This is a genomic window from Geodermatophilus sp. SYSU D00742, from assembly GCF_054049935.1.
Genome location: NZ_JBJGYJ010000024.1, coordinates 1 through 17,403 on the forward strand (window position 1 = coordinate 1; position 17,403 = coordinate 17,403).

A 17,403-nucleotide genomic window follows, 5' to 3' on the forward strand; every position below is an offset into this window, starting at 1 on the left:
GTCCCGCCGCGAGCTCGCGGGTGGCGGGACCCCGCAGGGGTCCTTGCTCAGTTCTCGAAGTACAGCTGGTCGAGCTCGACGTCGCCCTCGATGATCCCGTCCTGCTCGCCGAGCTGGAGCAGGAGCTCGACGGACTCCCGGTTGATCTCGCTCTGGAACGTCGGCAGCGTCAGCTCCTGGGCGATCTCGGGCGAGATCTGGGTGTACTCGCCCAGCACCTGGCGCACCTGGTCGGGGTTGGCCTGGGCGTACTCCTGGGCCTCGATCATCGCCTCGGTGAAGGCCTCGACGACGTCGGGGTTCTCCGCCGCGTACTGGTCGGAGGTGAAGTACCCGGCCACGGTGAGGTCGTCGTCGGTCTCGGTGTACGGGGCCGACACCCGGCGCAGGCCCTGGCTCTCACCGACGGTGGCCGACGGCTCGACGGCGAACGCCGCGTCGACCTGGCCGGTGCTCACCGCGGCCGGCATGTCGGGGAACGGGATCTCGACGAACTGGATGCTCTCGGGGTCGCCACCGGCCTGCCGCACGCTCTCGCGGACGACGGTGTCGCTGATGTTGTTGATCGAGTTGATCGCCACGCGCTTGCCGGCCAGGTCGGCCGACGTCTGGATCGGGCTGTCGGTCGGCACGACGACGGCGGCGAAGTCGTCCTCGGCGTTGCCGGTGGCACCCGGGCCCGGGGCCACCAGGGCCAGCGGGACGCCGCGCCCCGTGGCCTGCAGGAGGCTGGTGATGTTGGAGAAGCCGAACTGCGCCTCGCCGTTGACGACCGCCGGCACGATGGCCGCGCCGCCCTGGGCGAGGAAGGGCTCCACCTCGAGGCCGGCGTCCTCGAAGATGCCCTGCTGGATGCCGAGGTAGAGCGGGGCGACGTCCACGATCGGGATGGCGCCCACGCGGATCGCGGTCAGACCGCCGCCCTCGCCACCGCCCCCACCACTGCCACTGCCACCGGCGGACCCCTCGTCCCCGCCTCCGCACGCGGCGAGCACCACGGTGCTCGCCAGGGCGAGGCTGATCACACTTCGACGCACTGGTCCTCCTGGGAACTGCTTTCGTGCCGGACGCGTGTCGACCGCGTTTCCGGCGCATGGTCGGCGGCGGACGCTAGGTCGTCGCAGAAGTCACGTCAACACGCCCCTCCGGGCCTTTACCGGTTCGTGCCCGGTCCGGTACCGGACCGTGGCCGAGACCTCTCCCGAGGGGCCGACGGGCGCCCGGTGTGATCCCCTTCCGGGCGTCGAACCTGAGAGTATTTGCGTGATGACTGCTTCACCGTCCGTGCTCGCTGCTGCCGATGACAGCCTCACCGGGTCCGTTCCCGACTGCGCCGACTACTGGCTCTGCCAGCAGGTCTACGACTGGTTCGGTCTGGACTGGCTCGCCGAGAACGCGCAGGCCCTGATCGCCAAGCCGGCGAAGATCCTGCTGATCGTGGTGGTCGCCACGCTGGTCCGGTTCCTGCTCCACCGCGCCATCCGCCGGCTGACCGAGCGGACCGCCACCGGCGCCGTCCCCACGATCCTGCGGGGACGGCGGGCCCGCGCCACGACCCCGGGTGACGCGCTCGAACAGCTCGCCGCCCGGCGCACGCAGCGGGCCGAGGCCATCGGCTCGGCCCTGCGGTCCTCCGCCTCGATCGTGGTGCTGGGCATCGCGGTGGTGCTCGTGCTCGGCGAGCTGGGGATCAACCTGGCCCCCATCCTCGCCAGCGCCGGTGTCGTGGGTGTCGCGCTCGGGTTCGGCGCGCAGAACCTGGTGAAGGACTTCATCGCCGGGATCGGCATCATCCTCGAGGACCAGTACGGCGTCGGCGACGTCGTCGACCTGGGTGAGGCCAGCGGCACCGTCGAGGCGGTCGGCCTGCGCATCACCCGGCTGCGCGACGTGAACGGCGTGGTCTGGTACGCCCGCAACGGCGAGATCCTGCGGGTGGGCAACAAGAGCCAGGGCTATGCGCAGGTGGTCATCGACATGCCCGTCGCCCACGACACCGACCTGGAGGGCTGCCGGGCGATCATGCAGGAGGTGGCCGACGAGATGTACGCCGAGGAGGAGTGGGCCGCCGCCCTGCTGGCGGCCCCGGAGTCCCTGGGGGTGGAACAGATCACCTCGGAGGGCGTCTTCATGCGGCTGCAGGTGCGCAGCACCAACGCCGAGCAGTGGCGGGTCGGGCGGGAGCTGCGCATGCGGCTCAAGGAGCGCTTCGTCGCCGAGGGCATCCGCACCCCGCTCCCGCTGCTGAGCGCGGCGTCCGGCGCCGGGGCAGGAGCCCGCTGACCGGGGGTGCGCCGGCGGGCCGGAGCCCGGCCGGCGCCACGCGGGCCCGCCCGGCGACCTTCCGTGAGGTCTTCGCCGTGCGGGAGTTCCGGCCGCTCGCCGGCAGCTACCTGCTGTCGACGATCGGCGACGAGCTCGCCCGCGTCGCGCTGACCGTCCTGGTCTACCAGCGCACCTCCTCCCCGCTGCTCTCGGCGATCACCTTCGGCATCAGCTACCTGCCGTGGCTGGTCGGCGGCCCGCTGCTGTCGACCCTGGCCGACCGGCTGCCCCGCCACCGGGTGCTCATCTCCACCGACCTCGCCCGGGCCCTGCTGGTCGTCGGCATGGCCGTCCCCGGCACGCCGCTCGGGGTGCTGCTGGCCCTGCTGCTGCTCGTCGCGCTGTGCGCACCCCCGTTCGAGTCGGCGCGCTCGGCCCTGATGGCCGACGTGCTCGACGGCGACCGCTACGCGGTCGCCACCTCGCTGACCAACATCGGCTCCCAGGTCGCCCAGATGGCGGGCTTCCTCGCCGGCGGCATCCTGGTGGCGCTGCTCAGCCCGTCGGCGGTGCTGCTGCTCGACGCCGCCACCTTCCTCGCGTCGGCCTGCTGGCTGAAGGCCCGGTTGCGGCCCCGGCCGGCCCCCGACGACGGCCACGGAGACGCCCCGCGGTCGATGTGGCGGGGCACCGGCGAGGGGCTGCGGCTCATCGCGCGCACCCCCCGGCTGCGCGCCATCATCGCCCTCACCTGGGTCGGCACCCTGTTCGCCAACGCCCCGGAGGGCATCGTCACGCCGCTGGTCGACGGGCTCGGGGAGGGCGCCACCCAGGTCGGCCTGCTGCTCGCGGCCAACCCGCTGGGCGTGACCGTCGGCGGGCTGCTGGTGGCCCGCGCCCTCACCCAGGACCGCCGCGAACGGCTGGTGCCGGCCCTGGTACTGCTGTCACTGGCCCCGGTGCTGCTCGCCGGGGTGGTCGCGGTGTGGGCCGACCCGGGACGCGGCGCCTACGCGGTCGTGGTCGCGCTGACGTTCGTGGCCGGCCTGGGCGCGGCCTGGGTCATCCCGCTCAACGTCGCCTTCGTGCAGGCCGTGCCGCAGGCCTACCGCGGCCGCGCCTTCGGGGTCGCGGCCAGCGGGCTGTACGGCGTCCAGGGCCTGGGGGTGCTCCTCGCCGGCCTCGCGGCCGAGGGACTGCCGGCCGGTGGGGTGTGGGCGCTGCTCGGCGCGGTCGGCCTGGTCGCCGTCCTCCCGCCGCTGCTGGCCTACCGACGTACGCAGGGTCACGTGGCAGCCGGTGGCGGGCCTGCGGGACCATCGGGGTCATGAGCCAGTCCAGCCGGTCCCTGCCCTCGGCCCGGACGTTCTACGACGAGGTCGGCGGCGAGCCGACCTTCCGGCGGCTGGTGGCCCGCTTCTACGCCGGGGTGCGCACCGACCCGGTGCTGGCGCCGCTCTACCCGCAGGACGACTGGGACGGCGCGGAGACCCGGCTGCGGAGGTTCCTCGAGCAGTACTGGGGCGGGCCCACGACGTACTCGCAGGAACGCGGGCACCCCCGGCTGCGGATGCGGCACGCGCCGTTCGCCATCGGCCCGGCCGAGCGCGACGCGTGGCTGGCGCACATGCGCGACGCCGTGGACTCCCTCGAGCTCCCCGCCGAGCAGGACGCGACGCTGTGGGGTTATCTGGAGATGGCTGCCCTCAGCATGCAGAACCGCTGGCCCGACGACGCGCCCGGCGGACTCTCCCCCGCCTGACGGAGGACCCCGCTGCCCCCGCCGCTCGCAGGCCCGCGGCGGGTGCCTGCAGCGGGGCCGCGGCCGCAGGCCACCCGCCCGCACGACCCCGAGGAGCCCGGTGAGCCCGGACACCCCTGCCCGCCCGTTCCGCCGCACCGACGCCGACTGGTGGCGCGACGCGGTGTTCTACCAGGTCTACATCCGCAGCTTCGCCGACGGGAACGGCGACGGCGTCGGCGACCTCGCCGGCATCCGGGCGCGCCTGCCGCACCTGGTGGAGCTCGGCGTCGACGCGCTGTGGATCACGCCGTTCTACCCCTCCCCCATGGCCGACCACGGGTACGACGTGGCCGACCCGCGCGACGTCGAGCCGGTCTTCGGCGACCTCGCCGGGTTCGACGCGCTGCTGGCCGAGGCCCACGCCGCCGGCATCCGGGTGACCGTGGACCTGGTGCCCAACCACAGCTCACACCAGCACGAGTGGTTCCGGGCTGCGCTGGCCGCCGCCCCCGGCTCACGCGAGCGGGCGCGGTACATCTTCCGCGACGGCCGGGGCCCGGACGGCGCGGAGCCGCCGAACAACTGGCCCTCGGTGTTCGGCGGGCCCGCGTGGAGCCGGGTGCCCGACGGCCAGTGGTACATGCACATCTTCGCGCCCGAGCAGCCCGACCTGGACTTCACCGACGCCGAGGTGCTGGCCGACCTCGAGACGACGATGCGGTTCTGGCTCGACCGCGGCGTCGACGGCTTCCGCATCGACGTCGCCCACGGCATGGCCAAGCCCGCCGGCCTGCCGGACATGGAGCCGATGGAGGACACCGGGCTGCTCGACGACCACGGACCCGGGGACCACCGGTTCGACGACGACGGCGTGCACGAGGTCCACCGGCACATCCGGGCGGTGCTCGACGAGTACCCCGCGACGATGGCGGTCGGCGAGGTGTGGGTCTCCGACGACGACCGCCTCGCCCGGTACCTGCGGCCGGACGAGCTGCAGCTGGCGTTCAACTTCAAGCTGCTGACCTCGGACTGGTCGGTCGACGAACTGCGCGACGCCGTCGTCCACTCGCTGACCACCGTGGCGGGCACCCCCGCCCCCGCCTGCTGGGTGCTGTCCAACCACGACCGCCCCCGGCACGTCACCCGCTACGGCGGCGGCGAGGTGGGCACCCGGCGGGCCCGGGCGGCGGCGCTGCTGCAGCTGGCCCTGCCCGGCGCGGCCTACGTCTACAACGGCGACGAGCTGGGCATGCCCGACGTCGAGCTGCCCGACGAGGCGCTGCAGGACCCGATCTGGGAGCGCTCCGGCCACGCCGAACGGGGCCGCGACGCCTGCCGCATCCCGGTCCCGTGGTCGGGCGACGAGCCCTCGTACGGCTTCTCCTCCCGCCGCGAGACGTGGCTGCCCATGCCCGAGGGCTGGGGTCCGCTGACCGTGGAGGCCCAGGCGGCCGACCCCGGCTCGATGCTGGCGCTGTACCGCTCCGCGCTCGCGCTGCGGCGGACGTCGCCGGCGTTCACCGGGGAGTCCCTGGAGTGGCTGCCCGCGCCGGCGGGCTGCCTGGCGTTCCGCCGTCCCGGTGGTCTGGTGTGCCTGCTCAACCTCTCGGCGGGCGACATCCCGCTGCCCGAGGGCGAGGTGCTGCTGGCCAGTGCCGGGGTCGCCGGTGGGGTGCTGCCGGTGGACGCCGCGGTCTGGCTGCGGGCCTGACGGGGCCTCCCCGCCGCTGCCGCTCGCAGGGGTCCCGGTGGCCGCCCCCTGGCGGGCCCCGCGCGGAGGAGGGCCCCTGCAGGGAAGCCGTCCGCCCGCCCTCCGGTACCTTCCGCCGGGGGCCGCGACGTCGGGCCCGCGGGAGGAGACACCGTGAAGACCAGGGACCTCGCCTACGTCGCGCTCTTCGCCGCGATCGTGGCCGTGCTGGGGCTGCTGCCGCCCGTGCCCGTGCCCGGGATCCCGGTGCCGATCACCGCGCAGACCCTCGGCGTGATGCTGGCCGGCTCGGTCCTCGGCGCGCGCCGGGCCGGCCTGGCGCTGCTGGTGTTCCTCGCCGTGGTCGCGGTCGGGGCACCGGTGCTGTCGGGGGGCCGGGGCGGCCTGGGCGTCTTCGTCGGGCCGACGGCGGGCTTCCTCTACAGCTGGCCGATCGCCGCCTTCGTCATCGGCTGGCTGACCCAGCTGTTCTGGCGGCGGTTCAACCTGGCCTGGGCGCTGGTGGCCAACCTCGTCGGTGGCGTGGTCGTCATCTACGCCATCGGCATCCCGTTCACCAGCCTGTACGCCGACATCCCGCTGTCGGCGTCGTTCACCGGCTCGCTGGCGTTCGTCCCCGGTGACGTGGTCAAGGCGGTGGCCGCCTCGGTGGTCGCGGTCGCCGTCCGCCGCGCGTACCCGGTGATCGAGCTGCCGACCCGGCGCGCCACCGCCGGCTGAGCCCTGCCGTGCGGTGGGGACGGCGCGGGGCCGCTGCGGCGTCCGCGGAGACCCTCCCGCGGACGGCGGTCGAGCTGCGCGAGGTCGTCCACGTGTACGGCGACCGCACCGTGCTCGCCGACGTCTCGCTGACCCTGACCGAGTCGCGGGTCGGTGTCGTCGGCGCCAACGGCTCGGGCAAGAGCACCTTCGCGCGGCTGCTCAACGGGCTGGTGGTGCCGACGTCGGGCACGGTGCTCGTCGACGGCCTGGACACCCGGACGCGGGCGCGGGAGGTGCGGCGGCGGGTCGGCTTCGTCTTCCAGGACCCCGACGCCCAGATCGTGCACCCCACGGTCGCCGAGGACCTCGCGTTCGGGCCGACCAACCAGGGTGTCCCCGGCGAGGAGATCGCCCGCCGGGTGGACGACGTCCTGGTGCGCTACGGCCTGGAGGGGCACCGCGACCACCCCGCGCACCTGCTCTCCGGCGGCCAGAAGCAGCTGCTGGCCATCGCCGGCGTGCTGGTCATGCGGCCCGAGCGGATCGTGTTCGACGAGCCGACCACGTTGCTCGACCTGGCCAACACCCGGCGGGTCGCGCGGGTGATCGACGAGTTGGAGCAGGACGTCGTCGTGGTGACCCACCACCTGGACCTGCTGGCCGGGTTCGACCGGGTGCTGGTGTTCGAGGACGGCCGCGTCGCCGCCGACGGCTCCCCCGCCGAGACGGTGCCCTGGTACGTGGCGAGGATGGGGTGATGCTGTCGCTGTACCTCCCGGGCACCAGCCCGGTGCACCGCGCCCCGGCGGGCCTGAAGCTGGCCGTGCTGGCGGCGCTGGGCGTCGGGCTGTTCGTGGTGTCGCGGGTCGAGGTGGTCGCGGCGGCGCTGGTCGCCGTGCTGGCGGTCGGGCTGCTGGTGGCGCGGCTGCCGGCGCGGGCGCTGTGGGGTCAGGTCCGGCCGGTGTGGTTGTGGCTGGCCGCGCTGTTCGTCGTCCACCTGCTCGTGACCGGGCCGCTCCCCGGGGCGGTCGCGGTGCTGCGGCTGCTCACCCTCGTGCTGGCCGCCGCGGTGGTCACCGCCACCACCCGGGTGACGGCGCTGGTCGCGGTCGTGGAGTGGCTGGCCGGACCGCTGCGGGTGGTGGGGGTGCGCCCCGCGCGGGTCGGGCTGGTGATCGCGATGACCCTGCGCTTCATCCCGCTGCTCGCCGACCGCGCAGCCCGGATCCGCGAGGCCCAGGCGGCACGCGGCGCCGAGCGGCTGCGGTTGGGCGTGCTGGTGCCGCTGGTCATCTCGGTGCTGCAGCTGGCGCACACGCTGAGCGAGGCGCTCGACGCCCGGGGCGCCGACGACACCCCGGTGCGCCCGTCGCGTCGGGCCGCCGGCTCGGTGGGGCCGGCGTGAGCGGGACGGCCGGCGTCGTGACCGGGATCTGGCTGACCGGGACGGCGGCCGCGCCGATGCGGCGGGTGGCCTCCGCCCGGCTGCTCGCCGGCCGGGGACTCGAGGGTGACCGGTACGCCCTGGGCGGGGGCACCTGGGCGCAGTACCCGGACCTGGAGAAGCAGCTGACGCTCATCGACGCCGACGACGTGGCCGCCGTCGCCGCGGAGGCGGGTGTGCCGCTGACGCCGGGAGACACCCGCCGCAACCTGGTCACGGCCGGCATCGACCTGCCGTCGCTGGTGGGCCGCTGGTTCGCCGTCGGGGACGCGCTGCTGTTCGGCATGAAGCGCTGCCCGCCGTGCACGCACCTGGAACGGCTGACGGGGGCCCGGCTGGTGAAGGCGATGGTGCACCGCGGCGGCATCAACGCGGCGGTGTTCGCCGGTGCGGCGATCGCCGAGGGCGCGCCGGTACGGCCGGTGACGGAGGAGGAGGCGGCCCGGCGGGGGGCGCCCACGGGAGCGGCCCGCCCGGTGCCACGCGTCGTCGGCGGCTGACCCGACCGTCGTCCAGCGCGTCGTCAGCGCCCTCAGCATGTTCCCAGGGAGGAACCGCGCGGCCGCCCGGCCCGTGGAACAGACGTGGACACACTGCGCACGTTGCTGAACCTGGTCTGGCTGGTGCTCCAGGGCTGGATCCTGGCGCTGGCCTACGCGCTGGCCGGCCTGGTCGCGTGCCTGCTGGTCGTCACCATCCCGTTCGGGATCGCCGCGTTCCGGCTGGCGGGCTTCGTGGTCTGGCCCTTCGGCCGGACGACGGTGCCGGCCCCCGGGGCCGGGGCTGCGTCGGCGCTGGGCAACCTGGTGTGGTTCCTCGTGGCGGGGTGGTGGCTGGCGCTGGTGCACGTCGTCAGCGGCATCGGGTTCTGCCTCACCGTCGTCGGCATCCCGTTCGGCATCGCCTCGTTCAAGCTGGCCGCGGTCGGGCTCTTCCCGCTGGGGAAGCGGGTGGTGCCGACCGCTCCCCCGCGGGACTGGATGCGCGCCGGCTCGGGGCTGGTGCAGGCGGCCCCCACCCGCTGAGCCCGCACGGCGGTGCCGGTCAGGCCGCGGACGGCTCGTCGGTCCAGCGGGCGAGGAACTCCTTCTCCCCGGACGTGAGGCGGCGCGGCCGGTTGAGAGCGAAGTCGAAGGGGACCAGCAGGGTGCTGCCGGTGGCGGCGAGCTGTCCGTGGTCGAACAGCTCGTAGTGGCAGGTGAACGCCGCCGCGCGGATCCCGGACACCCAGACCTGCACCTCCAGCGGCTCGGCGTCGTACACCACCGAGCGCTTGTACTGGATGTCGTGCCCGGCGACGACGAGTCCGCGCCGCATGCCGGTCTCCGAGTCGTGGGTCGGGTGCTCGAAGAACAGGTTCACCCGCGCCATCTCGAAGTAGCCCAGGAAGGCGACGTTGTTGATGTGCTGGTAGGCGTCCATGTCCGACCAGCGCATCGGGACGCGCACGGTGTGCCTCACGGGCTCCACCCTGCCGTACCGGCCCAGCGCCCCTGCACACGGTCGCGGGGCGGACCGGGTCCACGGGCGGGGACGGCCGGCCCGAGCGGGGTCCGAGGACGGCGACGGCCGGCCGGAGCGGGTGCTCCGGCCGGCCGTCGGTCGACCTCCTGCAGGCCCCGTCCAGAGGCTCGCCGTGGCCCCGTCCCCGGTCCCGCCCCGAGCGTGCGAGGGGTGGGGAGGACGGGGTCCTCCCACGGTGAGGAGGACGGGGTCCTCCGTCAGTCCCGGGTCAGCTTCCGGTACGTCGCCCGGTGCGGACGCGCCGCCTCGGGGCCGAGCCGCTCGACCTTGTTCTTCTCGTAGTCGGCGAAGTTGCCCTCGAACCAGAACCACTTGGACTCGCCCTCGTAGGCCAGGATGTGCGTCGCCACCCGGTCGAGGAACCAGCGGTCGTGGCTGACCACGACGGCGCAGCCGGGGAACTCCAGCAGCGCGCCCTCGAGGCTGGTCAGGGTCTCGGTGTCGAGGTCGTTGGTCGGCTCGTCGAGCAGCAGCAGGTTGCCACCCTGCTTGAGGGTCAGGGCGAGGTTGAGGCGGTTGCGCTCGCCCCCGGACAGCACACCGGCCGGCTTCTGCTGGTCGGGGCCCTTGAACCCGAAGGCCGCGACGTAGGCCCGCGACGGCATCTCCACGTTGCCGACCTTGATGTGGTCCAGGCCGTCGGAGACGACGTCCCACAGGGTCTTCTTGGGGTCGATGCCGCTGCGGTTCTGCTCGACGTAGGAGAGCTTGACCGTCTCGCCGACCTTGATCTCGCCGTCGTCCGGCTTCTCCTCACCGACCAGCATCTTGAACAGCGTGGTCTTGCCGACGCCGTTCGGGCCGACGACGCCGACGATGCCGTTGCGCGGCAGCGTGAAGGACAGGTCGTCGATGAGCAGGCGGTCGCCGAAGCCCTTGGTCAGGTTCTTCGTCTCGACCACGACGTTGCCCAGACGCGGGCCCGGCGGGATCTGGATCTCCTCGAAGTCCAGCTTGCGGTACTTCTCGGCCTCGGCGGCCATCTCCTCGTAGCGCTGCAGGCGGGCCTTGCTCTTGGCCTGCCGGGCCTTGGCTCCGGACCGGACCCACTCCAGCTCGTCGGCCAGCCGCTTCTGCCGCTTGGCGTCCTTGGCACCCTCGACCTTGAGACGGGCGGCCTTGGTCTCCAGGTAGGTGGAGTAGTTGCCCTCATATGGGTAGGCCCGGCCGCGGTCGAGCTCGAGGATCCACTGCGCGACGTTGTCGAGGAAGTACCGGTCGTGGGTGACGGCGACGACGGTGCCGGCGTACTTCTCCAGGTGCTGCTCCAGCCAGGCCACGCTCTCGGCGTCGAGGTGGTTGGTGGGCTCGTCGAGCAGCAGCAGGTCCGGCGCCTCGAGCAGCAGCTTGCACAGCGCGACGCGGCGCCGCTCACCCCCGGAGAGAACGGTGACGTCGGCGTCGCCCGGCGGGCAGCGCAGCGCGTCCATGGCCTGCTCGATACGGGCGTCGAGCTCCCAGCCGTCGTGGTTCTCGATGACCTCCATGAGCTCGCCCTGCTCCGCGAGCAGCGCGTCGAAGTCGGCGTCGGGCTCCCCCATCGCCGCGCTGACCTCCTCGAAGCGGCGCAGCGCATCGCGCAGCGGCTTGACCGCCTCCTCGACGTTGCCGCGCACGTCGAGCTCCTCGTTCAGCGGCGGCTCCTGCAGCAGGATGCCGACCGAGGCCTCCGGCGCGAGCATGGCCTCGCCGTTGGAGGGCTGCTGCATGCCGGCCATGATCTGGAGCACGGTCGACTTGCCGGCGCCGTTCGGGCCGACGACGCCGATCTTGGCGCCGGGCAGGAACGACAGGGTGACGTCGTCCAGGATCACCTTGTCGCCGTGCGCCTTGCGCGCACGCACCATCGTGTAGATGTACTGAGCCACTGGGCTTCGCAGGCCTTCCGTCGATTCGCGAGTGGAGGGCGGGCCGGCCGTCTGCCGGCCCGCCCCCGTGCGTTCTCGCCCCGATCCTCCCAGCCCGGGCGACTAGACGTGCGCGGGCTCCGGGACGAGGTCGGTGGCGTCCACCCCGTGCAACGTCTCGGCGGCGTCCACGTAGTCCCGCCCGGCCACCGGGATGTCGGCCTCCGTCGCGAGGCCGCCCCCGGCGGGGCGCAGCGCCGCCGCGGCGGGGCCGTCACCGGTCTCGGCCGGGCGGCCGGGCCGCGTGCGCGTGAACGCGGACGTGCCCCGGGCGAGGTTCGGCCCGACGGCGGAGGCACGGATCCGCGGCGTGCTGCGGCGGCCGTTGTCGGACTCCCAGCTGTGCGTGGTGAGCGTGCCGTGGACGATCACCGGATCGCCCTTGCTGATGCTGCCGGAGACGTTGCCCGACAGGTCGTTCCAGCACTCGACGTCGACCCAGAACGTGCCGGAGTCGACGAACTCCTGGCTGCGGCTGTCGAAGCGGCGGGCCGTGGAGGCCATGCGGAAGTTGGTCACCGGGGTGCCGCCCTCCGGGCGGTACCGGCGGGGTGAGTCGACGACGTTGCCGACCACGGTGACGGTGGTGTCGTTCACGGTGCTCCTCGGGGATGCTGCGCCGGGATCGGCGCGGCCGGCGCGCTGCCGGTGTGCGACCGACCCTCGATGCCGCAGCGCCGGTCCGGCAGCGTCGGCCGGCATCTGTGGACGGCATCGGCGCCTGTGGACGACCGGGACCGCCGGACCACCGGGACCTGCTGGACTGCCGGGGTGACCCGCTCCGCTGCCTGGCTCACGCACCGCCCACGCGCGGGAGGCGTGGACCCGGACGTAGTCCGCCACCACGACACCCGGGCGCACCGGGCGCCGCCGCGCCGGACCCGGCGGGCCGCGGGTGGCCGGAGTGGGTGCGATGATCGGCACCCGAGCGCCCGTAGCTCAGCGGATAGAGCAGGTGCCTTCTAAGCACTTGGTCGCAGGTTCGATCCCTGCCGGGCGCGCTCTCCTCAGGGCCAGGGCCCGACCAGGGAGAGGCGGAGAGTCCAGGTCGCCCACGCCTCCCCCGCTCGGCGGCACCAGGAGAACGCTGCCGGGGTCGTACACCGCTCCGCAGATCCCCTCGTTCCCCCGGCCGGGTGGCGGCTTGAGGAGCGCTGCAAGTCCCGCACCAGGCAGCGTCAAGTGCGGCGAAAGACCTCCCCTCCACGGTTCTCCCGAGCCCCGTTGGAGGAGGAACCATGACCCAGCAGATCCAGGACCCCGGCTACCCGCAGCCGCCGTTCCCGCCGGCCGGCGCGCCCGGTCAGCCGGCCGCCCCGTACGGCCAGCCGCCGTTCGGCCCCCCGCCGACCGGCTTCGGCCCCCCGCCCACCGGCTCCGGGGCACCGCAGGCGCCCGCGCCGCGCACGCGGACCGGCGCGATCGTCGGTTCGGTCATCGGCGCGCTCGTCCTCATCGCGGGCCTCGCGGTCGGAGCGCTCTTCCTGTTCGGCACGACGACCATCGACACCGCCGAGGCCGAGCGGCAGATCGCCGCGCTCACCGAGGAGCAGGTGGGGGTGGCGGCGGCCGACGTGTCCTGCCCCGAGGACGTCGAGGCGGAGGCCGGCGGCACGTTCTCCTGCACCGCCACGCTGGAGGGCCAGCCGATCGGCTTCACCGTCGAGCAGACCGACGACGAGGGCAACGTCCAGATCGAGAGCGACGAGATGCTCGTCGTCGTCGCCACCGTGGAGCAGTCCCTGGCCCGGCAGGTGGGCGACGAGGCCGGGGTCGAGGCCGTCGCGACCTGCGAGACCGAGGGCCGCAGCGTGCTCGTCGGCGCCACGGGCACGCCGATCCCCTGCACGGTGGCCAACGCCGAGGACAGCACCGACAGCATCGACGTCCTGGCCACGGTCGACGAGGCCGGCGCCGTCACCTACGAGGTCGCCTGACCGCAGCGAGGACACAGGGCGGTGCCGCCGGGCGGGCCCCGGCGGCACCGCCCTGTGCGCAGCGGGGTCAGCGCTCGGCGGGAGGGACCCAGCCGATCGCCGGGGCCACGTGCCGCACGATCGTCTCCAGCAGGCGGGCGTTGTAGTCGACGCCCAGCATGTTCGGCACCGTCAGCAGCAGGGTGTCGGCCTCGCGGACGGCCGCGTCCTTGGCCAGCTCCTCGGCCAGCTGGTCGGGCTCGCCGACGTAGCTCTTGCCGAACCGGGCGCGCACGCCCTCGAGCAGGCCCACCTGGTCCTCCCCCGACCGCTCCCCGAAGTACTGCCGGTCCAGGTCGGTCACGATCGGCATCACGCTGCGGCTGACCGACACCCGCGGAGTCCGCTTCCAGCCGGCGTCGGCCCAGGCCGCCCGGTAGCGGGCGATCTGCTCGGCCTGCAGCTCGTCGAACGGCACGCCGGTGTCCTCGACCAGCAGCGTGGAGCTCATCAGGTTCAGGCCCTGCCGCGCCGTCCACTCGGCGGTCGCGCGGGTGCCCGACCCCCACCAGATGCGCTCGGCCAGGCCCGGCGACTGCGGCTGGACGGCGAGCCGGCCGGTCGTCCCGCCGGTCGTCCGGGGATCGGCGTCCACCACCGGCTGACCGGAGATCGCGGCGAGGAACAGGGCGGTCTTCTGCCGGGCCATGTCGCCGTCCGAGGACCCCTCGGGCGGGACGTACCCGAACGCCTCCGAGCCGCGGAGCGCCGTTTCGGGTGACCCCCGGCTGATGCCGAGCTGCAGCCGGCCGTCGGCCAGCAGGTCGGTCGCGGCGGCCTCCTCGGCCATGTACAGCGGGTTCTCGTACCGCATGTCGATCACGCCGGTGCCGACCTCGATCCGGCTCGTCCGCGCGGCCATCGCCGCGAGCAGGGGGAACGGGGAGGCCAGCTGCCGGGCGAAGTGGTGCACCCGGACGAACGCACCGTCCACGCCGAGCTCCTCGGCGGCGACCGCCAGCTCCACGCTCTGCACCAGGGCGTCCCGCCCGGTGCGCACCCGTGATCCGGGGATCGGCTGCCAGTGCCCGAAGGACAGGAAACCGATCCGCTTCGGGAAGCCGTCCATCACTCCACCTCTCTCGTCGTCCGGGGAGGCAAGCGCGGCGGACCGACCGGGTGTTCCTCCACCATCCCGACGGGGGACGACGGCCACACGCCCGTCACATCCGTCACCTGCGCCGCCACCGCCCCTTGTCGTCACGCAATGTGGTCGATTGACCACGACTCTCCGACGAGAGGTTCCGTCACTTGACGCCGTCGGTCCCTCACCCTGGACCGGTGAACCTGAGCGCCCCCGACGTACCGCGGCCCCGGGCAGGCACCCCCGGCGCCGCCGCCGGCTCGCGACTCCGCGCCATCGACACCCTGCTCGCCGACCGCGGCCAGCTCTTCCGCGCGCTGTTCCTCGCCGCGCCGATCCCCAAGGCACTGGTCGACCTCGACGGCCACTTCCTCGTGGTGAACGAGGCGCTGTGCTCGATGACCGGGCGCACCGCGGAGGACCTCGTCGGCCGGCACGTCGACCTGCTCGCCCACCCCGACGAGGCGCCGGTCCCCGACCTGCCGCCGGCGCCCGAGGGTCCGCTGGACCCGTGGCTGCGGTTGGACGGCGAGCGGCGGTTGCGCCGCGCCGACAACAGCGAGCTGTGGGCGATGCAGTCCCACGAGGTGATCCACACCAGCACCGGCGCGCCGCACTTCGTCGTCCTGTCGCTGGTCGACGTCACCGACCGCCGCCACGCGGAGGAGGACCTCGTCCGCCGCGCGTACACCGACCCGCTGACCGGCCTGCCCAACCGCCGGGCCCTGGGCGAGCGGCTCAACCACGCACTGGCCCTGTCCCGCCGGCGCGGGCTGCAGGTCGGGCTGGTGCACCTCGACCTGGACCGGTTCCAGGCGGTCAACGACGTCCTCGGCCACGAGGCCGGCGACCAGCTGCTCACCCAGGTCGCCGACCGGCTGCGGTGGAGCACCCGGGTGGAGGACACCGCCGTGCGCCTGGGCGCCGACGAGTTCCTCATCCTCGCCGAGGACGTCGAGGACCTCGACGGCCTGCGCGCGCTGGCCGACCGGCTGCTGTCGGTGCTCGACGACCCGTTCCTCATCGGCGAGCGCGAGATCGTGCTGTCGGCCAGCGTGGGCCTCACCCTCGGCAACGACGTCGCCCCCGACGACCTGCTGCGCCAGGCGCACAACGCGCTGGCCCGGGCGAAGTCCGACGGCAGCCGTGCCCGCATCGAGGTGCACGACGGGGTGCTCAGCGACAGCGAGGTCGACCAGCTCCAGCTCGAGGCCGACCTGCGCCACGCCCTCGACTCCGACGAGCTGCGGCTGTTCTACCAGCCGATCGTGGCCCTGGCCGACGAGACGCTGCTCGGCTACGAGGCGCTCATCCGCTGGGAGCACCCCACGCGAGGGCTGCTGCCGCCGGGCGCGTTCATGGCCGCGGCCGAGGACAACCGGCTGACCTCCAAGCTCGGCGCGTGGGTGCTGCGCCGCGCGTGCGTGGACGCCGCCACCTGGCCGGCCGGGTTGCGCGTGCACGTCAACATCTCCGCCCGGCACCTGGCCGAGCCCGGCTTCGCCGAGCTGGTGACCGACGCCCTCGCCGAGTCCGGGCTCCCCCCGGAGCGCCTGGAGCTGGAGATCACCGAGTCGACGGCGCTGTTCGCCGCCGAGGCCACCCTGCAGGCGGTGTCGGAGGTGACCGACGCCGGCGTCACGCTCGCCCTGGACGACTTCGGCACCGGCTACTCGGCGATCACCGCACTGCACCGGCTGCCCATCCACACGGTGAAGATCGACCGCTCGTTCGTCGCCGACGTGGTCACCGAGCCCTCGACCGCGGCCCTGGTCCAGGGACTGGTCCAGCTCGGCCTGGGCATGGGCCTGCAGGTCATCGCCGAGGGCATCGAGGACCTCGACCAGGCCGACTGGCTGCGCGAGCACGGCTGCGTGATGGCGCAGGGCTACGCCTTCGGCCGCCCGGCGCCGCTGCCCGGCCCCGCCCCGACCACCGAGGACGTCGAGCTGGCGGGGACGATGCCGCCCGGCACGGTCACCGTCGAGGACGTCCTGGCCGCCGAGCACGCACTGGTCGTGGAGGAGCTCGAGTACACCGACCCGGCGCTGGAGACCGGCCCGCCGTCCGGGCCGGCGCTGCGGCTGGTCCGCGAGCCGCAGGCCGACGACGCCCCCGCGGCTGACGACGACCCGGGGAGCGACCCGGCCGAGGCGCCGGACCAGCCCTGACCTAGACGCGCGGCAGCGCCAGCGGGACCGGCCGCTTGGCTGCCCGGCCGTCCCCCGAGGAGTGGCCGCGCAGCCGGCGGGCGACCCACGGGGCGACGAAGCCGCGCACCCACGCCGCCTCCTCGGCCAGCGCCGCCCGCAGCGCCCGCGGCGGCTGGGGGGCCAGCGGCTGCCGCCAGTCGTCCCCGACGGGCAGCCCGAGCACGGTCGCGGCGGCCAGGGCCGTCCGCCGGTGCCCCTCGCCGGTGAGGTGGATGCGGTCGCTGTCCCACATCCGCCAGTCCTGCACCCACTCCGCGCCCCACTGGTCCAGGACGACGGCGCCGTGCCGCGCCGCGATGGACCACAGGGAGGCGTTGAACACCGCGACCCGCCCGCGGGTGCGGCGGATGATCGGCGTCTGGCGCGGGTCGACGCCCGTCGCCAGCAGCACGTCGGCGCCGGCGGAGCGGAACCGCACGACGGCGTCCTCGAGGACGGCGGCCAGCCGGTCGGGGTCCGCGCCGGGGCGCAGCAGGTCGTTCCCGCCGGCGACCAGGCTCACCAGGTCCGGCCGTGCGGCCAGCGCCACCGGCACCTGCTCCTCGACCACCTGCGACAGCAGCCGCCCCCGGACGGCGAGGTTGGCGTACTCGACCCCGCCGTCGGCCGCGGCGGCGAGGTGCCCGGCCAGCCGGTCGGCCCAGCCGCGGTACTCCCCCGGCCGCTGCGGGTCGGGGTCGCTGAGCCCCTCGGTGAAGGAGTCGCCGAGGGCCACGTAGCGGCGCCAGCAGGTACGGGAGGGCTCGAGCTGCACGCAGTCCACTCCAGCACGGCGCCCGATCCAGCGGCGACCACGCGGGTGGTGAGGCACCGCACAGGTGCGCGGCCGGCGA

General features: G+C 74.2%; 17 protein-coding genes and 1 tRNA gene. 12 read left to right on the forward strand and 6 right to left on the reverse strand.

All coding sequences use genetic code 11. The features are described 5' to 3' along the window. Window positions 1–47 precede the first annotated feature (47 nt). Complete coding sequence (locus tag ACI78V_RS16010) at window positions 48–1,037, reverse strand: ABC transporter substrate-binding protein (RefSeq protein WP_456852444.1); 990 nt, start codon at window positions 1,035–1,037, stop codon at window positions 48–50. Between the two features lie 229 nt (window positions 1,038–1,266). Between ACI78V_RS16010 and ACI78V_RS16015 the strand changes: the two genes are divergently transcribed. The 9 genes from ACI78V_RS16015 to ACI78V_RS16055 all read left to right on the forward strand — a co-directional run bounded on the left by ACI78V_RS16015 (window position 1,267) and on the right by ACI78V_RS16055 (window position 8,891). After that, window positions 1,267–2,283, forward strand: a complete 1,017-nt coding sequence (locus ACI78V_RS16015) for a mechanosensitive ion channel family protein (protein WP_456852446.1) — start codon at window positions 1,267–1,269, stop codon at window positions 2,281–2,283. Between the two features lie 77 nt (window positions 2,284–2,360). After that, the gene (locus ACI78V_RS16020) at window positions 2,361–3,596 is read left to right on the forward strand and encodes an MFS transporter (RefSeq protein WP_456852448.1); all 1,236 of its coding nucleotides are present in this window, start codon (window positions 2,361–2,363) and stop codon (window positions 3,594–3,596) included. Further along, complete coding sequence (locus ACI78V_RS16025; protein ID WP_456852450.1) at window positions 3,593–4,027, forward strand: globin; 435 nt, start codon at window positions 3,593–3,595, stop codon at window positions 4,025–4,027. The genes ACI78V_RS16020 and ACI78V_RS16025 overlap by 4 nt, the downstream gene beginning before the upstream one ends. A gap of 100 nt (window positions 4,028–4,127) precedes the next feature. Beyond that, entirely contained in the window at window positions 4,128–5,720 is a 1,593-nt protein-coding gene (locus ACI78V_RS16030) for a glycoside hydrolase family 13 protein (protein ID WP_456852452.1), read from the forward strand. Between the two features lie 153 nt (window positions 5,721–5,873). After that, entirely contained in the window at window positions 5,874–6,440 is a 567-nt protein-coding gene (locus ACI78V_RS16035; RefSeq protein ID WP_456852454.1) for a biotin transporter BioY, read from the forward strand. A gap of 8 nt (window positions 6,441–6,448) precedes the next feature. Continuing rightward, window positions 6,449–7,180: an energy-coupling factor ABC transporter ATP-binding protein gene (locus ACI78V_RS16040; protein WP_456852456.1), complete on the forward strand. Its 732-nt coding sequence runs from the start codon at window positions 6,449–6,451 to the stop codon at window positions 7,178–7,180. Further along, complete coding sequence (locus ACI78V_RS16045) at window positions 7,180–7,827, forward strand: energy-coupling factor transporter transmembrane component T family protein (protein ID WP_456852458.1); 648 nt, start codon at window positions 7,180–7,182, stop codon at window positions 7,825–7,827. Before ACI78V_RS16040 ends, ACI78V_RS16045 begins: the two co-directional genes overlap by 1 nt. Further along, window positions 7,824–8,366, forward strand: a complete 543-nt coding sequence (locus ACI78V_RS16050; protein WP_456852460.1) for an MOSC domain-containing protein — start codon at window positions 7,824–7,826, stop codon at window positions 8,364–8,366. Before ACI78V_RS16045 ends, ACI78V_RS16050 begins: the two co-directional genes overlap by 4 nt. A gap of 84 nt (window positions 8,367–8,450) precedes the next feature. Continuing rightward, entirely contained in the window at window positions 8,451–8,891 is a 441-nt protein-coding gene (locus tag ACI78V_RS16055; protein WP_456852461.1) for a YccF domain-containing protein, read from the forward strand. 19 nt (window positions 8,892–8,910) lie between these two features. On the opposite strand, the gene ACI78V_RS16060 is transcribed toward ACI78V_RS16055, so the two are convergent. The 3 genes from ACI78V_RS16060 to ACI78V_RS16070 all read right to left on the reverse strand — a co-directional run bounded on the left by ACI78V_RS16060 (window position 8,911) and on the right by ACI78V_RS16070 (window position 11,894). Then, window positions 8,911–9,327 (reverse strand): acyl-CoA thioesterase, encoded by a 417-nt coding sequence (locus ACI78V_RS16060; RefSeq protein ID WP_456852463.1) that lies wholly within the window; start codon window positions 9,325–9,327, stop codon window positions 8,911–8,913. A gap of 260 nt (window positions 9,328–9,587) precedes the next feature. Next, entirely contained in the window at window positions 9,588–11,258 is a 1,671-nt protein-coding gene (gene ettA, locus ACI78V_RS16065) for an energy-dependent translational throttle protein EttA (RefSeq protein WP_456852464.1), read from the reverse strand. A gap of 102 nt (window positions 11,259–11,360) precedes the next feature. After that, the gene (locus tag ACI78V_RS16070; RefSeq protein WP_456852466.1) at window positions 11,361–11,894 is read right to left on the reverse strand and encodes a single-stranded DNA-binding protein; all 534 of its coding nucleotides are present in this window, start codon (window positions 11,892–11,894) and stop codon (window positions 11,361–11,363) included. Between the two features lie 331 nt (window positions 11,895–12,225). On the opposite strand from ACI78V_RS16070, the gene ACI78V_RS16075 reads away from it, so the two are divergent. Further along, a tRNA-Arg gene (locus tag ACI78V_RS16075) sits at window positions 12,226–12,298 on the forward strand. A gap of 237 nt (window positions 12,299–12,535) precedes the next feature. Then, window positions 12,536–13,234 carry a DUF4333 domain-containing protein gene (locus ACI78V_RS16080; RefSeq protein WP_456852468.1) on the forward strand — a complete coding sequence of 233 codons (699 nt, stop codon included), beginning with the start codon at window positions 12,536–12,538 and terminating at the stop codon, window positions 13,232–13,234. Window positions 13,235–13,301: 67 nt separating this feature from the next. On the opposite strand, the gene ACI78V_RS16085 is transcribed toward ACI78V_RS16080, so the two are convergent. Continuing rightward, complete coding sequence (locus ACI78V_RS16085) at window positions 13,302–14,342, reverse strand: LLM class flavin-dependent oxidoreductase (RefSeq protein ID WP_456852470.1); 1,041 nt, start codon at window positions 14,340–14,342, stop codon at window positions 13,302–13,304. Window positions 14,343–14,554: 212 nt separating this feature from the next. Between ACI78V_RS16085 and ACI78V_RS16090 the strand changes: the two genes are divergently transcribed. Continuing rightward, on the forward strand, window positions 14,555–16,528 hold the full coding sequence (locus tag ACI78V_RS16090; RefSeq protein WP_456852472.1) for a putative bifunctional diguanylate cyclase/phosphodiesterase: 1,974 nt from the start codon (window positions 14,555–14,557) through the stop codon (window positions 16,526–16,528). A 1-nt stretch (window position 16,529) separates the two neighbouring features. Here ACI78V_RS16090 and ACI78V_RS16095 read toward each other — a convergent pair whose 3' ends face one another. Beyond that, a complete protein-coding gene (locus ACI78V_RS16095) occupies window positions 16,530–17,324 on the reverse strand; it encodes an SGNH/GDSL hydrolase family protein (RefSeq protein ID WP_456852474.1) in 795 nt (264 codons plus the stop codon). Window positions 17,325–17,403 lie beyond the last annotated feature (79 nt).